At 39.7% G+C, this 18461-nt stretch carries 15 protein-coding genes; 5 read left to right on the plus strand and 10 right to left on the minus strand.

What is annotated here, in order from left to right:
* Positions 1-395: 395 nt before the first annotated feature.
* The 5 genes from WKK05_RS34585 to WKK05_RS34605 form a co-directional block, all read right to left on the minus strand.
* Positions 396-587: a CbtB domain-containing protein gene (locus tag WKK05_RS34585; RefSeq protein ID WP_341527474.1), complete on the minus strand. Its 192-nt coding sequence runs from the start codon at positions 585-587 to the stop codon at positions 396-398.
* A gap of 159 nt (positions 588-746) precedes the next feature.
* Positions 747-1577, minus strand: coding sequence for an ABC transporter ATP-binding protein (locus WKK05_RS34590; protein WP_341527475.1), 831 nt, complete (start codon positions 1575-1577; stop codon positions 747-749).
* Entirely contained in the window at positions 1552-2364 is an 813-nt protein-coding gene (cbiQ, locus tag WKK05_RS34595) for a cobalt ECF transporter T component CbiQ (protein WP_341527476.1), read from the minus strand. The genes WKK05_RS34590 and cbiQ overlap by 26 nt, the downstream gene beginning before the upstream one ends.
* The gene (locus WKK05_RS34600; RefSeq protein ID WP_341527477.1) at positions 2348-2662 is read right to left on the minus strand and encodes an energy-coupling factor ABC transporter substrate-binding protein; all 315 of its coding nucleotides are present in this window, start codon (positions 2660-2662) and stop codon (positions 2348-2350) included. Before WKK05_RS34600 ends, cbiQ begins: the two co-directional genes overlap by 17 nt.
* Positions 2649-3389, minus strand: coding sequence for an energy-coupling factor ABC transporter permease (locus WKK05_RS34605; RefSeq protein ID WP_341531271.1), 741 nt, complete (start codon positions 3387-3389; stop codon positions 2649-2651). Before WKK05_RS34605 ends, WKK05_RS34600 begins: the two co-directional genes overlap by 14 nt.
* A gap of 505 nt (positions 3390-3894) precedes the next feature.
* On the opposite strand from WKK05_RS34605, the gene WKK05_RS34610 reads away from it, so the two are divergent.
* Positions 3895-4908 carry a multicopper oxidase domain-containing protein gene (locus tag WKK05_RS34610; RefSeq protein WP_341527478.1) on the plus strand — a complete coding sequence of 338 codons (1014 nt, stop codon included), beginning with the start codon at positions 3895-3897 and terminating at the stop codon, positions 4906-4908.
* A gap of 39 nt (positions 4909-4947) precedes the next feature.
* Here the strand turns inward: WKK05_RS34610 and WKK05_RS34615 are convergent, their stop codons facing one another.
* The 3 genes from WKK05_RS34615 to WKK05_RS34625 all read right to left on the minus strand — a co-directional run bounded on the left by WKK05_RS34615 (position 4948) and on the right by WKK05_RS34625 (position 11467).
* Entirely contained in the window at positions 4948-7527 is a 2580-nt protein-coding gene (locus tag WKK05_RS34615; RefSeq protein WP_341527479.1) for a GAF domain-containing protein, read from the minus strand.
* Positions 7528-7847: 320 nt separating this feature from the next.
* Entirely contained in the window at positions 7848-9398 is a 1551-nt protein-coding gene (locus WKK05_RS34620; protein ID WP_341527480.1) for an AAA-like domain-containing protein, read from the minus strand.
* 101 nt (positions 9399-9499) lie between these two features.
* Positions 9500-11467 carry an AAA-like domain-containing protein gene (locus WKK05_RS34625; RefSeq protein WP_341527481.1) on the minus strand — a complete coding sequence of 656 codons (1968 nt, stop codon included), beginning with the start codon at positions 11465-11467 and terminating at the stop codon, positions 9500-9502.
* A gap of 1705 nt (positions 11468-13172) precedes the next feature.
* On the opposite strand from WKK05_RS34625, the gene WKK05_RS34630 reads away from it, so the two are divergent.
* The 4 genes from WKK05_RS34630 to WKK05_RS34645 all read left to right on the plus strand — a co-directional run bounded on the left by WKK05_RS34630 (position 13173) and on the right by WKK05_RS34645 (position 16416).
* Positions 13173-13388, plus strand: a complete 216-nt coding sequence (locus WKK05_RS34630) for a hypothetical protein (protein ID WP_341527482.1) — start codon at positions 13173-13175, stop codon at positions 13386-13388.
* A 201-nt stretch (positions 13389-13589) separates the two neighbouring features.
* The gene (locus WKK05_RS34635) at positions 13590-14633 is read left to right on the plus strand and encodes a helix-hairpin-helix domain-containing protein (RefSeq protein ID WP_341527483.1); all 1044 of its coding nucleotides are present in this window, start codon (positions 13590-13592) and stop codon (positions 14631-14633) included.
* A gap of 145 nt (positions 14634-14778) precedes the next feature.
* Positions 14779-15213 carry a ferritin-like domain-containing protein gene (locus WKK05_RS34640; RefSeq protein ID WP_341527484.1) on the plus strand — a complete coding sequence of 145 codons (435 nt, stop codon included), beginning with the start codon at positions 14779-14781 and terminating at the stop codon, positions 15211-15213.
* Between the two features lie 234 nt (positions 15214-15447).
* Positions 15448-16416, plus strand: coding sequence for an FTR1 family protein (locus tag WKK05_RS34645; protein ID WP_341527485.1), 969 nt, complete (start codon positions 15448-15450; stop codon positions 16414-16416).
* Positions 16417-16523: 107 nt separating this feature from the next.
* Here WKK05_RS34645 and WKK05_RS34650 read toward each other — a convergent pair whose 3' ends face one another.
* Both WKK05_RS34650 and WKK05_RS34655 read right to left on the minus strand, forming a co-directional pair.
* Entirely contained in the window at positions 16524-17459 is a 936-nt protein-coding gene (locus WKK05_RS34650; RefSeq protein ID WP_341531272.1) for an ABC transporter substrate-binding protein, read from the minus strand.
* 210 nt (positions 17460-17669) lie between these two features.
* Positions 17670-18365 (minus strand): molybdenum cofactor guanylyltransferase, encoded by a 696-nt coding sequence (locus tag WKK05_RS34655; protein ID WP_341527486.1) that lies wholly within the window; start codon positions 18363-18365, stop codon positions 17670-17672.
* Positions 18366-18461: the final 96 nt, after the last annotated feature.

Raw genomic sequence — 18461 nt, forward strand, 5'->3', positions numbered from 1 at the left:
TACTTATTAGCTTTTATTTAGTAAAAAATCGAAGAATCAGCTCTTAAATAACTAGTAGTCAATCAGAATTTTATCCCAAATCAAGAGAAGGCTATGTAGAGATGGGAAATACAGCAGTTTGCAAGTAAATGAAGTACAGCGTCTAAGTTTAAAAGCTATATATAAAAACTCTTTTACTTCTGACTACTGACTTCTGGCTCACCTCGGCTACGCTCGGTGGCTACCGAGCGCAGTCGAGGTGCGGCCACCTGATTTCTGCTGTAAATATCTCTACATAGCCTAAAATATTTCTAAGTAAAAACAATAGCCCTAATTTCGCAGCCTTTTAGCGCTATTATTTTCTCGACATTTTGTCAAAGCCTAATGCAGATTAAAAATCTTGGAATTATGATAACTTAGTGACACCCAACGCCCAGAGTGTGGTGACGCACTGCGTGTGCTGTGTTGTGAGCCGCAGGATAAGTAGAGAACAAAACAGTCCAGATAACCAAAGAAGATAGCAGCATATAAAGTGTTACCTGCACAGGCTTGGACAGGGTAATACCTGCGGTTTTCTGCAATACTGAATTAGAAGAAAAAGTAGTCATTTTTGACCTCGCATAATTAATTTGGGTAATTTATCAATCAAAAAGCATTTTGCCGCTTGATTGCAAAAAGATATACGATAAACTTTGTGTTTGACAAGTGTGTATAAAATATATTGTGTGTTTTCTTTTAATATAAGAATATTAAAAGAAATTTACGTACTAAAAGTAACGGAATAGATTCAGTATTCTCTGTCGTAATCTTTCTAAAACTGGCCCTTCTTCGGCTACTCCCTCAGCAAATAACATCTCATATATTAACGGAACTCCTAGCTGTAAATCTTCGAGAACTCCACGTTGGGTAAACACATCCTGTGGTTTTCCCTCCATCACAAGCCTTCCCCTATCCATGACAAAAATCCAGTCTGCCCAACGATAAACTAAATCTAGGTCATGGGTTGCCATTAGTATAGTTGTCCCAGATGCATGAATCTTTTTCAGGGTTGCCATTAAGTTACGGGTATGCAGCCTATCCAAATATGCTGTTGGTTCATCTAATAATAGCAATTCTGGTTTTAGCACCATGACATCAGCTATAGAAACTCGCTTTTTTTGCCCTAAACTAAGATGATGCACGGGCCTTTGGGCTAATTCAGTCAGCCCAAATTCTATTAAAGCTTGCTCGACCCGCTGTTGAATTTCTCCTATTGGTAACCCTAAATTGCACAATCCATAAGAAATGTCTTCTTCAACGGTAGAAGCTACCAGTTGTTGCTCTGGATCTTGAAATATTAGACCAACTTGTTGCCGTAATTTCATCAAGGATTGACGGTCATATTGCAGAAGTTTGCCTTGCCAATGCACATTTCCTTTATTAGGTTTATATAAACCATTAGCTAAGAGAAACAGTGTAGTTTTACCGCAACCATTTTGACCGATTAATGCACATCTTTTATTAGCAGGAATCTTGAGAGTTAACCCATTTAAAGCTGATTGTTTTGCGCCTGGATAGGTGTAATGTACCTGCTCAAATTCGAGTAAAAATTGTTGCATTATTATACCAATCCAATCCAATTAATATTGCACATCCTAGAATCGCTTCTATGGCATAACGCTTAGATATACGATAGCGGTGGGGATGCCAAACCTGAAATTCTCCATTAAAACCCCTTGATGCCAAACTCAAGGAGATTTGACGATAGTTCTCTAAGGTACGCTTGAGTAATTGTCCAATCAAGAGAGATAAACTTTTCATCCCAATTTTAAAAGTGCGGTAACCACTGCGAGATTGTTGAGCAGTTAATAATTCCGCGGCTGTATTTAATAAAACGAAAATAAAACGGTACATCAGTAATAATAAATCTGTTAAAAGTACCGGAAAACCCACACGACGCATGATTTGTAAAAGTTCAGTAAAAGGGATAGTTAACATAATGAAGTATAAGCAAGAAAGAGAAGCGATCGCTCGCGTTAAAATTGTCAATCCCTGGTGAATACCTTGAAGACTAATATACAAATAATAATGGCCAATATCTAACCCTGTTACTGAGTCTTTTTGCACAAAATTTAAGTGAGAAATATCTACACCACTGATGACTAAGGCTGGTAAACTTGTTAACCAGAAAAGGGCAGCAATATAAACTAATTTTAAATATATTTTGGCAGGAATTCTTGCATAAATAACTGTCCAAGCACTAACCCAAATTGCAATCATTACTTGAACTAGGGGATGGGCAAAGGCACTAATAATTAGCAGTGCGATCGCAAACAGCAATTTCTGCTCTGGTGCTAACCACCGCAAGCGATTAGTGTAAGCAAGTGTATCAATCTGAATGTTCATTATTACTCTTTCGCTGTTCGGAGCGTCCCTTAGACAAACCAATCAAGTAACCAAGTGTCCCAGCACCTAAAGCAGCTTGAGACGCAAATAGAAAAGTTTGTACTTCGCAACTTTGCAGATTCATTAATGGTTTAAACCAGGGTTTATATCCAGGCTGTACTTCAGTAACAGCTTTTGCTGCTCTGTCATCTGCGCCCGCAAACTGAGCATTACGGACAAATATTAACGGCGCAGCTGCCAAAATCACTACCCCTCCTATTAACAACCAGTTACTCAATCCCTTGTTAGACTGTTTCATTTTGTTGAGGTTCCCGTCTGATTAATTTCAAGAGTTCTAGTTCTTGAGGTGTGTATGATTGTAACCAGTTCCACACCAGCACTGTCAGCAATCCTTCACTTATTGCCAAAGGAATTTGAGTAATTGCAAAAATTCCCGCAAACTTGATGAATGACCCAATAAACCCACCAACTGGAGCTGGAAAAGCTAAGGCGAGTTGGATAGATGTAATGATGTAAGTGAGTAAATCTGCCAAGGCGGCGGCTAAAAAAATTGCAATTCTTTGTTTATTAGTTAGCCGCATTGTCAGATGATAGATCCAGTAAGCGGCAAATGGGCCAGCGATCGCCATTGAAAAAGCATTTGCACCCAGTGTTGTCAAACCGCCATGCGCTAACAGCAATGCTTGAAATAGTAGGACAAGGCTACCCAGCACCGACATTGCCAAAGGGCCAAACAGTACTGCTCCTAACCCTGTTCCTGTAGGATGAGCGCAACTACCTGTAACTGAAGGCATTTTCAACGCCGATAATACAAAAGTAAAAGCTCCCGACAAAGCCAAGAGTAGCTTAAGTTCAGGGTTTGCTTGGGTGATGCGAGTCAGCGATCGCAACCCTAAAATAAAAAATGGTAAGGCCACTACCCACCAAAAAAGCGCCCAACTCCCTGGTAGATAGCCCTCCATAATATGCATTGCATAGGCTGGTGCAGATGCGCTAACAACTAGATAAAAGCTCAAAACTCCCATCAGAATTAGGGATAGACGTTTTGGCTTGAGAAGAATTCTTGACACGCTCCATACCTCGCGGATACATTTTAACGACTTAGTTTAAATCGGCAGACATCCTGACAAGCAATTCAACATTAAATATTCAAGATTAAGAATATAGCAAGCACCTAAAATAATGTGAGTTCGAGGGGTCATATGCTGTCTCCTAATTAGCGTAATAATAATTAGCGTAATAAAGAAACCTCTCCCTGGTTTTACTACGCAAAACCGTCCCTCTCCGAGTCGGAGAGGGACAGACTTGAACTTTAGTTCAAGGCAGGGAGAGGTTTGTCGAACTCACGTTAAAATACTTTAGAAATGCGATTGATATTATGCCATCTCTAAGCAAATTACGCTGAGTGGGTGACTTGTGGCATTTGGAAATAGTTGAGAATTATTGACAACAATTCTTGCAACCTATAATATACACAGAGGTAATTGCAAATCTTTTGCAACTTGTAGGCGCTAGCCGTAATTGAATGTTATGCCCAAAAACTTCGCTCTGGGTAACGAAAAACTTTGGAGCCGCCGTCAACTACTGAAACTGGGCTTAACAGGTGCGGGATTGACTGGTGCGGCAGCTATTTGGCAAATAATGAATGCCCAAAGTAAGTCAATCGTCAGAGTGCCACCTATTGAGATGGGTGTAGCTGAAGGTGCTGCGAACCCGATGCAGATGCTACGAAATTTTGATTATGGGACAGTAAAGAAAGAAAATGGACGTATCATCAGAGAGTTTCAGTTAACTGCGGGTACTTCTGTAATTCAGCTAAATAGTGCTGTCTCTTACAATATTTGGGATTTAAACGGTAGAATACCAGGGCCGACGCTACGGGCAAAAGAAGGCGAGCGCGTCCGAGTATTATTTCTCAACCAAGCGGGGCATTCTCATTCTCTACATTTTCATGGGGTTCATCCAGCAGAAATGGATGGCGTTCGCCCAATCAGCAACGGCAAAGCGACAATTTATGAATTTGATGCAGAACCTTATGGCGTTCACTTGTACCACTGCCATATTGAACCAGTCACTCGTCATATTGCCAAAGGGCTATATGGGATGTTTATCATCGATCCACCCAATCCCCGCCCCCCGGCTGATGAAATAGTACTCGTGATGGCTGGGTATGATGTGGATGACGATAGCCATAATGACTATTACGCCTTTAATGGTCTGCCTCATCACTATATGCATAATCCTATCCGGATTTATCAAGATCAGTTGATTCGGCTATATGTCCTCAACATCATTGAATACGATCCGGCTGTAACGTTTCATCTCCACGCCAACTTCTTTGATGTTTATCGCTATGGCATGAGTATGACTGCTAGCGAGAAAGCTGATGTTATTACGATGGGTATAGCTGAAAGGCACATTTTAGAATTTGCGTTTCGCTATCCAGGTAAGTATATGTTTCATCCTCATCAGGATGCGATCGCTGAAAATGGTTGTATGGGCCAATTTGAAGTACTGGCTAAAGATAAAGGCGTAGGAGTGTAACATAATTATGCGGTTACTACATGAGCCGTCGAACTTACATTAACGAGAGTTAGCTTCAGTAGCTTCATATGCTTGTAGGAGCCTAGCATGATCGAGAGTAAATCCTACTTGTATGGCTATTTGGGCAAATAAATCAATCTCAGGCTGTTGCCAATCACGAGGCCCAGAACACTGATGTGCAATTAACAAGCCAAATAGCTGCTCATTTTTGATAATAGGTGCTACTAAATTTGCTTTGACAGTAAAAGATTCGAGCAGGCTAATGTGGCAATCAGCCAAACCGGACTCATGAATGTTGTTTATTGCGACAACGCGACCAGACTGATACTTTTCTAGATAATTTTGAGTGAAACAGGGGTCGTGGATTTTAGACTGCAAAACTTTGGGATAACCTGAAACCACTGATTCGGCAATTATAACTCCGAACCAATTAACGTAAAAGCTATAAACCAGTACTCGGTCAGTATTCAGTGCTTTGCGAACCTTTTCCACAGTCGTTTTCAGAACATCCTCTTCGTTGAGCGATTGGCGAATGCTGCGGGTAATATCTAGCAGTGACTGACTTCGCATATTTTCAGCATTAATTCGTTGCAGCAGCCTGGCATGGTCAAGAGCAAATCCGACTTGCATGGCTATCTGGGCAAATAAATCAATCTCAGACTGTTGCCAATCACGAGGTCTGGAACATTGATGTGCAATTAACAAGCCAAATAGCTGCTCATCTTTAATAATGGGTGCTACTAAATTTGCTTTGACAGCAAAGGATTCGAGCAGGCTAATATGACAATCAGCTAAACCAGCTTCATAAATATTGTTTACTGCAACAACGCGACCAGACTGATATTTTTCTACATAGCCTTGACCAAAACATGGGTCTTGGATTTCAGCTCGCAAAACTTTGGGATAGGTGAGAACAACTGATTCAGCAATCACAGTTCCAGACCAATCACCATTAAAGCTATAAACCAGTACTCGGTCTGTACTCAGTACTTTCCTAACCTCTTCTACAGTGGTTTTGAGGACATCCTCTTCGTTGAGCGATTGGCGAATGCTGCGGATAGTATCCGCCAGTAACTGGCTTTGCACACCTTCGGCTTCGATTCGTTGCAGTAGCCTAGCATGGTCGAGAGCAAACCCTACTTGTATGGCAATCTGGGCAAATAAATCAATCTCAGGCTGTTGCCAATCACGGGGTCTGGAGCATTGGTGTGCAATTAATAAGCCAAATAGTTGCTCATCTTTGATAATGGGTGCTACTAAATTTGCTTTAACAGCAAAGGATTCGAGCAGGCTAATATGACAATCAGCCAAACCAGCTTCATAAATGTTGTTTGTGGCTAAAACGCGACCAGACTGATATTTTTCTACATAATCCTGACCAAAACATAGGTCTTGAATTTCAGACCGCAAAACTTTGGGATAACCTGGAACCACTGATTCGGCAATTATAATTCCAGACCAATGAGCGTAAAAGCTATAAACCAGTACTCGGTCTGCACTCAATGCTTTGCGAACCTCTTCCACAGTGGTTTTGAGGACATCTTCTTCGTTGAGCGATTGGCGAATGCTGCGGGTAATTTCTATAAATACTTGAGCTTTATCTGCTTTGGTATCTACCTCTTCTAAAAGCTTGGTGTAGTCAAGAGCAAATTCAACTTGCATGGCTATCTGAGTAAACAAATCAATCTCAGACTGTTGCCAAAAGCGAATTCTGGAACACTGATGTGCAATTAATAAACCGAATAGCTGTTTGCCTTTAAAAATGGGTGCTACTAAACTAGATTTGACAGCAAATTGCTCCAGCAATTCAATATCAGCATCAGTGAGATCGGCTTGATAGATATCATCAATAGCACGGTTACAACCATTCTGGTATTTTTCTATATACCCTGCCTCGAACCCAGAGTCAGAGACTGTAAACCCTAATATTTTTGGTAACCCAGGTGCTACTGATTCTGCGATAAACGTTCCATTAAAGTTGGAATTGAAGCAAAAAACGGTTACGCGATCAATGTTTAAAGCTCTGCGAATTTCTTCTGAGGTAATTTTGAGAACATCTTCTTCATTCAATGATTCTCTAACCCAGCGAGTAATTTTCATCAATAGTTGAGAGTAATCAGCTTCAGCTTCTTTCTCCTGTATCAAAACCGAAAGCAGTTCTGTGAATAAGCTGATGTTTCTCTCTAACATCACTAATTCATCATTACTAGCGATGAAAACTTGAGTAAACTCACTGTCTGGACGTAGCCTATTTTTGATAATATTAGAAGTCATAGCAGCTTTGCTGACTCGACTAATAGCTCGATTAATCACAAAAGTTGCGATCGCACCTGCCAAAATTGCTGTCACACCCATACCAGTTAACAAGAGTGACAGTTGTCTTTGTAGAGCAAGTTCAGTTTTTGTTAAACTTTTGCCATTTTCTTGGCTGATTGACGAAATTTTTTTGGTGATTAAATCATTGCCATAGTAGTAAGTAGCTGTTCCAATTGCAACAATAGGAAGAATACTAATACTTAATACCCAAACTATCGCTTTAGTCTTTAAACTCCATTTTCTTTGCCACAGCCTTTGTCGACGGTTTCGTCTTGCTTGGTTTTGAGAAAAAGACTGACTCATAAATGAAACCTGGATGCACTGTAATTGAGAGTTAAGCAAATAACCTCACCACCAAATTTTACACAAAGCTTATTAAATATGCCTGGCTCTCAGAAGTATTTTGAGACGCTAATCTTCTCCGTTATGCCCCATAAAGCTTTTGTGATCTCTGATATTAAAAAAATCAGTTTTGATTAATGAGTTTGTTAACAATAAAATGGTGATCGCTTTGTTTGAATTCTAGGTAGGCGAACATAATTAAATGTAAAATGTTCCCTAAAGAAACCTTTTGCTGTTGAGGATTTTACCTTCTACCTCCTGCTTCCTACTCACATATAACATTATTTAGACTGTGCAGTTGTGACTTTGCCCTGCTGTGCCTGAGAACATTGCTTCAACTTTGATTCCAAGACTTCAATCTTTTGTAAAAGTGATATTCCCCAACCTAAAGAAATGACAAGCTTGATAGTCATACCTAAGAGCAAAAGTGCAACTATTTTGGTATATTTTCTCTGTTGAGCCAGCCTTTTTTGCTCTTCTGCAAGTCTAGCTTCAATTTCTTTAGCACGTTCCGACTCTAATGCCTGCTGTACTTCTCGCCGATCTAATTCTTCACTAGCAGCTAAAAACCGATAATCTAAATTACTTAAGCTTTTACCATTTGCCCAAGTTTGGGCATCAATTAAAGCTTGCCCACGTAATAAACGAGATTCATCCTTTTCTTTTAAGTCTACCCATGCATTAAAAGCTTGGTAGTAAGGACGTAAGTCAGCTAATTGTTTTCCTACCCATTCTCGGTTGAAAACTTCTTGATATATTTTATTTTTGACTTTTATCAAACCTAGCTTTTTAACTACTAAACCAGATAGCAACAGTTCTACTTGTTCTCGACTATCGTCGGCTGGCACTTCAACTCCTTGGAGGATTTGCTGATAAATTCCCAGCATTCTAGCGGTTGAATGTTCATTTCTAATGATGCGATCGCGAATTGTCCGTAAATGTTCTGGCTCATCTTGTGATTCCCAGTTATCGATGATGCGCGATCGCACTACACTTTCTATCCAAAATTCTTCTGTGCCAGGGGGAATTTGTAACTTTCTACCTGCTTCATCTTCAGACAAACTTACCAACAAGCGACACAGCTTTTGAGTCAGAAATGGTTGTCCTTGTGTCCAGAATAATACTTCTTTCAAAACTTTGTGAGGATGATTGCCATCTATCTCCAATCCTTTCGCTAGTGGTTTAGCTTCCTCAAATTTGAAACCACTTACTTCTATAGCTTTACCAATATTAAACGGAGTAGTATTATTTCGATGTAAAATTAAATCTGAGGGTGTAGCAACGCCAAAAATTGCAAACGTAATTCTTTGATATTCTGGAGCTACTGCTCGTTGGTTGTAGCAAAACCTAATCAAACTAAAAAAGTCATCTACAGAAAAATCAAGGCTGAGAATACTATCAATTTCGTCAATAAAAATAAACAGTCTTTCTTCCGGAAATTGAGTTAATAGTATTTCAGAAATAAATCGACTGACTTTTTGAACTAAAGATATATCGCTCTGTTCTTGCCACCAGGATTTTAAATTTACTTTTCCTAGTAGTTTAAAACCCAACCATAAATCGCCGACAATTCCTTTATACCACTGCTCTGGAGTTATATTGTCACAACCAATATTGGTCATATCAACAGTGGCACATTTAAAGCCCTCTTGTTGCAAGCGATGCTTTGTTTTTACCATCAGCGAGGATTTACCCATCTGTCGACAGCTGAGGATATAGCAAAATTCACCCTGCTTTAAGGCTTCATAGAGTTCCACATCTGCGCTTCGCTCAACATAGCTAGGAGCATCAGTAGTTAGTGTGCCACCAACTTGGTATTGATAATTGTTCATTTTTTGAGAATTTTTAAATTGATAAGTTTTTCTCTATATGAATAAAGGAGTTTGCTTAAAAGTAGAAAAAATTAGTAGAAATAAACGTTTATCAACAGACTTTAATTTTTCTCAGTGAAAACTGAGTTTAATGTAAAGCAGTTGTAGCCTCTTCTCTTCGATTGAAAGAGCGCTTCTTCCGCAGCAGCAATCAATATTGTTGGGGATGTCTGATACTTATAAGTAGTATTTGTCGTTGCAAGTCCTACACTAACAGTTAGGCAGGGCGCAAGCAATTTTTTAAATTTAGGAGCGTGAGCGATCGCTAATGCGTTAACTTTTTCTCGAATGTTTTCTGCAAGCCCAACGGCAGTATCAGCATTAGTTTGCGGGAAGATAGCTGCAAACTTTGTCCCTTCATAATGCGCTATCAGAGCAGTTTTATTTTTCAAACAGTTCTCAATCGTACTAGCAATTTTTTGTAGGCTGCTATTTCCTGCAATTTCTCCATAAGTTTCATAATAAATTTTTAAATGGTCAATTTCACATACTATCAAAGATAGGATTGAAGTTGATGTTTGCCATTCCTGCCACTGTGTTTCTAGATATTGCTTAAAATTCTGTAAATTGACAAACTGACTCATGATATCAGCTTCAGATTCGAGCAAATATTTTTGTTGTTTGTTTTCCAACAGCTTACCATTCGTATTAGCATCATTTTGCTTTCCCAACTGTTGGCTAAAATAAAAGCGATATAACTCACAGCTGACACGAGCTTGATTACCATTTAGTTGAACCAAACCCATGCTTTCTAACTTGTAAGCGGCGATCGCGTCTAGCTCTACTGTCACATCTGCTGCAATCACCTGCTGCATAGCTGAAACTAGCTGTGGATCTTGTTGTAGTAGAGTTAACAGTTCTCTAAGATGTGGACTGTAAATTCCGGTTGGTGTGGATGCTGTTTGTAATAATACCTCTAGAGTCATTTCCCCCTGATATAAATAATAAAGTGCAAGGTTTACCAGATAGGGATGTCCTCCGATCATTTCTTGTAGGGGTGCAAGGCGTTTTGCTCCTGCTTCGTCTGCTGCCCAATCGAGTCCGTAACTCAATGCTAAATCTTGTACTTGCCGTAGCGTAAACGGTGGTAACGGTACTGTTATACCTACATTGAAAGGGGATTGATTGAGCTTCAACGGTATGTAAATTTCTGTTGTGTGAACGACTACTAACCGCAGTTTTTGCCAAGTCTGATCCTGCTTTGCTTGTTCGTGCCAAAATCGCAGCATTGGCAAGAAGTCCTGGGCAATATTAGGATGCTCAAAAACCCGATTGACTTCATTTAAAGCCAAAACTACAGGGCTATTATTAATGTACTGTAGCAAATACGCCTCGAAATAGATTTTGCAGCTTACCTTGCTGCCCATTTCTGTATCCCAGAAATCATCCAGGCTGGGTAGAAGATTCAACTGCCTACTTACATAGATACAGAACCAACGTAAAAATTTATCAAGCGAAGCAAAAACGTCTTCGTCAGCTTCCTGAAAGTCCAAGTAGACGATTTGGTAACCCTGCTCTTTAGCATGAACAATCATTCGGTTGAGTAGCGAACTTTTCCCCATCTTCCGAGGTGCTTTGATGCGGATTAAGCAACCAGGGTGGATGATTTCGTTACAAACAAGTTCTTCCAGTGGAGGGCGTTCAATGTAAAGAGGAGAATTTAGCGGTACAGGGCCACTGGGAAAGTCTATATTGCTCACTGAAACTAATTCTGAAAAAACCTTTTGTGAGCTATGTTCTTTGCGGAAGTCTTGCTGGAGTGTAGTCTCCTGGTTACTTATCTCCTTTGGCAAGTATTTACGCAAGACTATATGCAGATTTTTTTTTGTTACTCTCTTTCCCAGCGCGGCAGAAAGGTCTTGCCACATCTGAGAGCCAACTTCTTTTATGTAATCGCAGCCATAGCCTGATACGTCTGCCATTTCACCATAAGTCTTGCCCAACCAAGCTTGATGGAACACAAATCGGTGAATGGAACCGAAAGGCCTGTCTTGCAAAATTTTTTCTATTACTTGCAGAAGCTCTTCCACGCTTGTTAAAGGTTAGGTAGTTAGTAAATTCACATACACTTTTTAGCTTAATAGTAATATACAACCGAAAAATACTTGAACAAAGAAAAATTAAATTTTTAGAGATAGAGTTTTTGACGCAATCACCTCACCACAACGGTTTTTGTATTTAAGATTTTTTTGTCAAGATGAGCTAATGCGCCAAGAGTGAACAGCTTTTCTTATGGATAAGTCAATTCTGTAGTAGTTTAACTTGTGATCAAGAGTAAAGCCTTTGTCTAACGCTGTTTTATTACTATGAAAAAAGAATAATAAATGCTAAATTATGTACTCAAATGTGGTAGGCAAAATAAGCGATGTCTGACGACAAGCCGCTAAAAGCGTCTACTCTCCGATAATCTGTGCATAGATGATAGATATTGTATGTAAAGTCCATACACAATACTGCTGTGCAATCTTTGGGTATTGTTATTCTGTCAAAAACACTGCACGAAAAACCCCTTCTCTTGTCAAAATGTCATAGCAAACAGGCAATTACTAAATGTTAAAAATTATTGTATATTATTATACTATAATTTTATAAATAAAAATCTTAAGTATAAAAATTTATAGTGGGAAAAGTGGGTTTTGTGGGAAAAGTAGGAGATATCCTCAATAGTATTGCATTTCTTTTTCAATTTGTGTAAGTTTACAAGTAGCAATTATCACTGAGAAAAACGTTGAGTAGCAAGCGTTCTAGCTACAAAGCGTGATGGCAAGTTTTAGGTTACCTACTGTTAGGGATAACTAATAATTTTTCTGTCAATAATTCTTAGTGAAGTAATTGAAATAATGTCGCTAACTCCGAACTCATTGTGTACAAGCAAGAACTTCTTATATGACATACAGCAGTTTGCAAGTAAATAAAGTACAGTGTCTAAGTTTAAAAGTTATTATTAAAACCTTTTTGACTTCTGACTCCTGGCTCCTGAATTCTGCTGTATCACTTTTGAGCAAGAAGAACTCGCAGCTATCACAGAGTTGGATGACGAAGAAATCATTTCCCTTGTAGAACGATCGCCTGTAGCAAGGAATCCTACGATTTGAAACAGTATTTAAGTGATGCACGTTTATTGAAGTCAAAAGCCAAAGGTCAAAACTTTTTTTGTTTTTGGCTTTTGACCTCTTTTCTTACATCACCTAGATTTCTGCCGATGAACACTAGTATTACAAAATAAACAAAAGATTTAATAGACTTGCACTTACAGCAGAATTCAGAAGTTGCAATTCAGAAGTAAAATAATCTTTCTGCCTAGCTTTGAGAGCTAGTTTGTGTACTGCACTAACTTGAAATCTGCTGTACTAAAATTGCAACGGCAAAATTTTATTAGCTCCAAACTACTTTCTAATTTTTACTCCCATGTTATTTGGGATGGTGTTCGGTAACTAATCAAAAAAGTAACCTGTTTTGCAAAGAAGCTTTAGAACGTGCTTCTTCGCCTGAAGAACTAGGCCAAATCATGCAGGTAGTCAGTCTAAAAAACTGGCTACCTGTTGTTGCTGTTAATTCGTTAGTAGCGCCGAGGAGACGTAGTAGCAACGCTAGACCAAAGCAAAAATACTAAAACAGCTACAACTAGTACGCGGTAAACTAACGTAATTGCAAACGCCGGGTTGTGATGTTAGCTCCTGACAACGAAAGCGCCAAGACGTAGACAAACAGACAATTCAACAGCAACCCCAAACTTTGCAGCAAAGCCTCCAAGCAACAGAGAAGCTAACACCGATATTAAAAGAGAAAGGGCTAGACTCAATTGGATGCGATCGCATTCACCAAACGCAACGTCTGCGAACTTACACCAGCCTCAGCCTAAAGACACCAAGAGGGAAGGCTATTGTTCAGGTGGCAAATGCTTTAGCTGGGTATAGAGCATTGAGAAAGAAGCAGGGGAGAAGAATTTAGATTCTCCTCTGCTTCTTTAGTTCCTAATTCTCAATCGTTGATTAAAAAAATTATTAAATTCTACTTTATATTTTGGTACTAGTTGATAAAAAGTGTCATTATATGCGACAGTAAAATCTATGACACAGCGTCAAACCCAAGGACAGATAGTAGTTTGAAATGTTGCAATTACGGGCTTTTTCAGTATCTCTAGGAACAACAATGATAAAATTTCGCTATATTTGTTTAACTTTCGCCACAGCAGCAATAGTTAGTCTGAGTGCTTGTAACAGTACGCCAACGGCAGAAACTCCATCCGCGCCAGTTGCTAACTCTACTCCCCAAGCTACAGAGGCCGTGAGTCAGAACAATCACAGCGGTCATGGTAGTAAAGCGAAAATTAACATTAATAGTGCTATTTTGTCTCAGTTGGATAAGTTTGAAGCTAAACTAGGTGTCCCAGCTTTATCAAATAAAATTCAGGCGGCTCGCCCTTATGCTAGTCCAGAAGATTTAGTTACTAAAAAAGTTATTACTCAGGAACAGTTTGACCAAATTAAAGACCAAGTAACTGTTCAAGAAGTAGTACTCACAGGTGAGGCAAAAGATGTTGACTACATGACTAAGTTAGGCTTAATGAAAGGGCATCTTTTCGTAGCGCAAGAACTGCTGGATAAGAATCAGCCGAAACAGGCAGAACCTCATATTGGGCATCCAGTTGAGGAGATTTACGTTGATGTAGAAGACCAGCTAAATGAGCGCAAAGTCAAAGAATTTAAGACAACTTTGGTAAGTTTACAAGATTTAGTGAAATCTAAACCCAAAGATGCTAAAGTCAAAACTGATTTTACCGCTTCAGTGCAATCAGTCGATGGAGCGATCGCAGTTTTGCCAGTAGCTCAACGTTCCAAACCAGGATTTGTGCTACAGGTGATTAATGAATTGCTAGATTCAGCCAACTCAGAATATGGAGCGGCGATCGCAGATGGTAAAATAGCCGCAGCAATTGAGTATCAAGATTCCCGTGGCTTTGTCACCTATGCTAATGATTTATACAAAGGAATTTCTAGTAAAGTAGCTCAAGCAGATCCGGAAGCACACAAAGCAATTGAAACAAGTTTGGCTGAGCTAGTAAAAGCTTGGCCTAGTGTCATTCCCCCAGCTACACCAGTTAAGACTCCTGAAGATGTTACTAAGCTTATCAAGACCATTGAAGAAAACTCTCAAAAAGCGATCGACAAAACTAGCACCCAAGCGCAACGATAACAGCACAACTTAATGGGATGCTCAGAGTAAGGGAGTTTAAAATGAGTGGAGTAAATAGTTAGGAGTTAAGACTTATAAGTAATGAATTCCTAACTCCTAACTAAAATTACTCATGACGCTCCATTCGTAATTTGATTAACAACTGATGCAAGAGCTTGACCTAAATAAGACCATTGACTTGCTAAATGCCATTATGGAATTTGAATTAGCAGGGGTAGTTCGATATACACATTATTCCTTGATGGTGACTGGCCCTAACCGCATTCCAATTGTGGCTTTCTTTAAAGCCCAGGCAAGTGAATCTCTACTCCATGCCGAACAAGTGGGAGAAATACTCACGGGTTTAGATGGACATCCCTCTTTGAGAATCGCCCCAATGGAAGAAACTTACAAGCATACGGTCAAGGACATCTTGGCAGAAAGCTTATCTCACGAGAAAAAAGCTCTTGATTTGTATAAAAGTTTGCTTGAAACTGTCACCAACGCTAGCATTTATCTTGAAGAATTTGCGCGGGGGATGATTGGACAAGAAGAGATGCATAATCTCGAACTGAAAAAGATGCTACGCGATTTTAGCTAGGTAGTCATTAGTCATTAGTCATTAGTCATTGGCTATTTGTCCGAAGACAAAGAATACAGCAGAATTCAGAATTTGAGAGTCAGAATTCAAACAGGTTTTATGCTTGGTTCTGAGACCTAGTTTCTGTACTTTACCAACATGAAATCTGCTGTAAATGACTAATGACAGATGACAAAGGACAGATGACAAAGGACAGATGACAAAGGACAAATGACAAAGGACAAATGACAAAACATGAACTTTAGTGATGCCATACCTACTTTTGTGATTACACTCCGAGAAGGAGTGGAAGCTGCCCTTGTTGTTGGCATTGTCCTAGCTTTGCTGAAAAAAGCTAAACAAAGCCGACTCAAACCTTGGGTATATGCTGGTGTCGGTGTTGGCATTGCCATCAGTGGTTTGATAGGTGTGCTATTCAGTTGGGTGACTCAAGCACTTGGCAGAGCTTATCCGCAATACGCGGGAGTGATTGAGCCAGCACTGGAAGGCGTGTTTAGTGTGTTGGCGATCGCAATGCTCAGCTGGATGCTAATCTGGATGACTAAACAAGCCAGATTTATGAAAGCTCAAGTTGAAGGAGCTGTCACCAGCGCTTTGACAAAAAAGGGCAATGCTGGATGGGGTATTTTTAGCTTAATTTTTGTTGCCGTCCTGCGTGAAGGTTTTGAAACCGTTCTGTTTATTGCTGGTAGTCTTCAACAGGGGTTAATGCCCGCTATTGGCGCTATTGGCGGACTTATAACATCAGTAGTAATAGGCGTACTGTTATTTAAATGGGGTATTAGAATTAACATTCGCCTGTTTTTCCAAGCAATGGGCGTTTTATTAGTATTGATTGTCGCTGGGTTAGTTGTGACAGCACTGCAACGTTTTGACGAGGCTGTTGCTAGCGTTGCTCTCAGCAGCCGTGCCTCAGAAAGCCTTTGTTTCTATTACGAACGCTTTACCAGAGTTCATTCTTGTATTTTGGGGCCAATGGTTTGGAATACTTCCAAAATCTTGCCTGATGAACAGTTTCCTGGTGTTATTCTCCAATCTTTGTTTGGCTACAGAGAAAATCTTTATATTGTGCAAGCAATAGGATATGTAGTATTTTTATTCACTGTTGGAGGGTTGTATTTCCGCAGCATTGTTGGTGATTCTCCTAAAACTAGAAAGAACACATCTGTTGGACAAAGACCGATTGGTTCCGTGAAGGATTAAAGGGGGCTGGGGACTGGAAAGACAAAGAGGAGAATAACAACTCCTAACTCCTGTAGAGACGCGTAGACGCTCGAAGAGTGGGTTCTCGTAAGAGTATAATCGCGTCTCTACGTTTTCTCTACTGCAAACAAGTCTTGCTTAAGCTGCTGACAAGCTTTTTCAATCGCGTTTATGCTACCTGGATTCACTAGACCAAAATAATCAAATACATAGACTCTGTTATTTTTAGTTGCTTCTAGTTGCTTCCAAAAAGCTTCTTTTTTGAAGGAATTTAAAAGTGCTGCTTGGGAATTCCCTTGTGGGGGATTAACTAAAATTATTACCTCTGGATTGGCTTCTAAAACTTTCTCAGCCGAAAGCGTTATGTAACCACCAATCGAGCTTTTACCTTGCAATTCTGCTGCTAGATTTTTTACCTGGAATTTTCCCAGTAAATCCCCAGCCCAACTATTTTTATTGGGAGCTAAGATTGGCTGACGACTAACCAGTACCAAAGCAGAAGGACTTTGATTTGGATTATCTGGTAAGAAAGTTTTATAACGGTTTAATAAAGACTGAGGATCTGCACCAATTGACTGCGCCAATGTTGTAGTAAGTTCTGTTAAAGATTCCCATTTATTTACCTTGGTGAGCAAGGTTGAAATTCCTAGCTGCTTGAGTTTTTGAATTGGTACGTCAGAAAAACCTTCAGCACCAATCACTAAATCTGGTTTGAGTACTACTATTTTTTCTAAATTTGGCGGATTTTGCCCTTCGCTAACGCGGGGAATATCTTTAAATCGTGGATCATCTTTAAATAATCTGCTACCAGTAATCCCGACAATTTTTGTTTGATCAAGTTGAGAGATAATATCAGCTGATAGAGAGGTAAGAGCAACAACTCTTTTTACCTCTTTTTTTGGTGATTCTTGAGAATTGGTATTAGCCCTATCAACGGAATCTGCTACTTTTGGTTGTAGCTGCTGAGTGGTTGCAGTCGTACAAGCAGCTAAAACTATACTCAATAAAAGTGCTAAAGCAGATAATAGCCATCGGCGATGCATATTAAAATTCATTGTAGAGAAACTTAGCAGCACTTTTAAAAATAGCAAATGTAGATTCTATTTTCACTTAGCTTGACTTTATCATCGCTGCGATCGCCTGATATTTTCTTTCTCTATGCCTCTGCGTGAAACAAAAAATTTTTGAGTATTGTTTACGCGATTAAGAAGTAAATTTTATAAAAAGGCGTTGGTAGCTTAAAATTAATTGCCTCAATTTAACGGATAGCTATTCTCCAACGCCAAGTCCTCTGGTGTATTACAGTTGAACAGCATTTCGGGTTCAGGTAAAGGCAAAACTTCTACAGGAGATTGCTCAAGCCATTCTTGAAACGATCGCCCGCCTTGCTTGATAAACTCTAATAGTTGTGGTAAACAATCACGGCGATAAAAACCACACAGAGGTTCCCAGCCTTTAGGATTATGGGCTAACGCTGCGATCGCTTTTGGTTCTGAGCTTTGCTCAATCGCTTCACTCCCGACATTATCAAGTCTACTTGCCCAATCTTGCAAGACCTCAACTCGTAATCTCGGCAAATCGCAAGCTAGCAGCAATGCCCAATCTGTCTGTACTTGGGCTAGTCCTTGGGCAAAGCCTACTAGTGGGCCGTGGGTATGGGGAGATGGAGGGGTGAAAGAATTCTTTTGATTTTCCTGCATTCCTACCTCTTCATCTCCTGAAGGCAAAGGTAGTTCTCGGATAAATTGACAATTGGGTAAGAGTAAATGTTGATAGCGTTCTGGCCAGGGAGTGACTATATAAACAGTATCGGCACACTCTTGGGCAATGCTACAAATCTGCTGCAACAATGGCACTTCTTTAATGGGAATCAGGGCTTTATCTTGACCCATGCGAGAACTTTTACCGCCTGCTAAGACTATGGCAGTTAAATTGCTGCGTGTCGTCATCAGTTTTCTGGCTCATAATTAATTCGTAATTCGTAATTCGTAATTCGTAATTAGGACTGGGGACTGGCGGCTGAAGATTAAGTAAAGAATTCTTTT

Origin of the sequence: Nostoc sp. UHCC 0302 (assembly GCF_038096175.1) — a bacterium.
In the GTDB taxonomy this organism is placed as follows: domain Bacteria; phylum Cyanobacteriota; class Cyanobacteriia; order Cyanobacteriales; family Nostocaceae; genus UHCC-0302.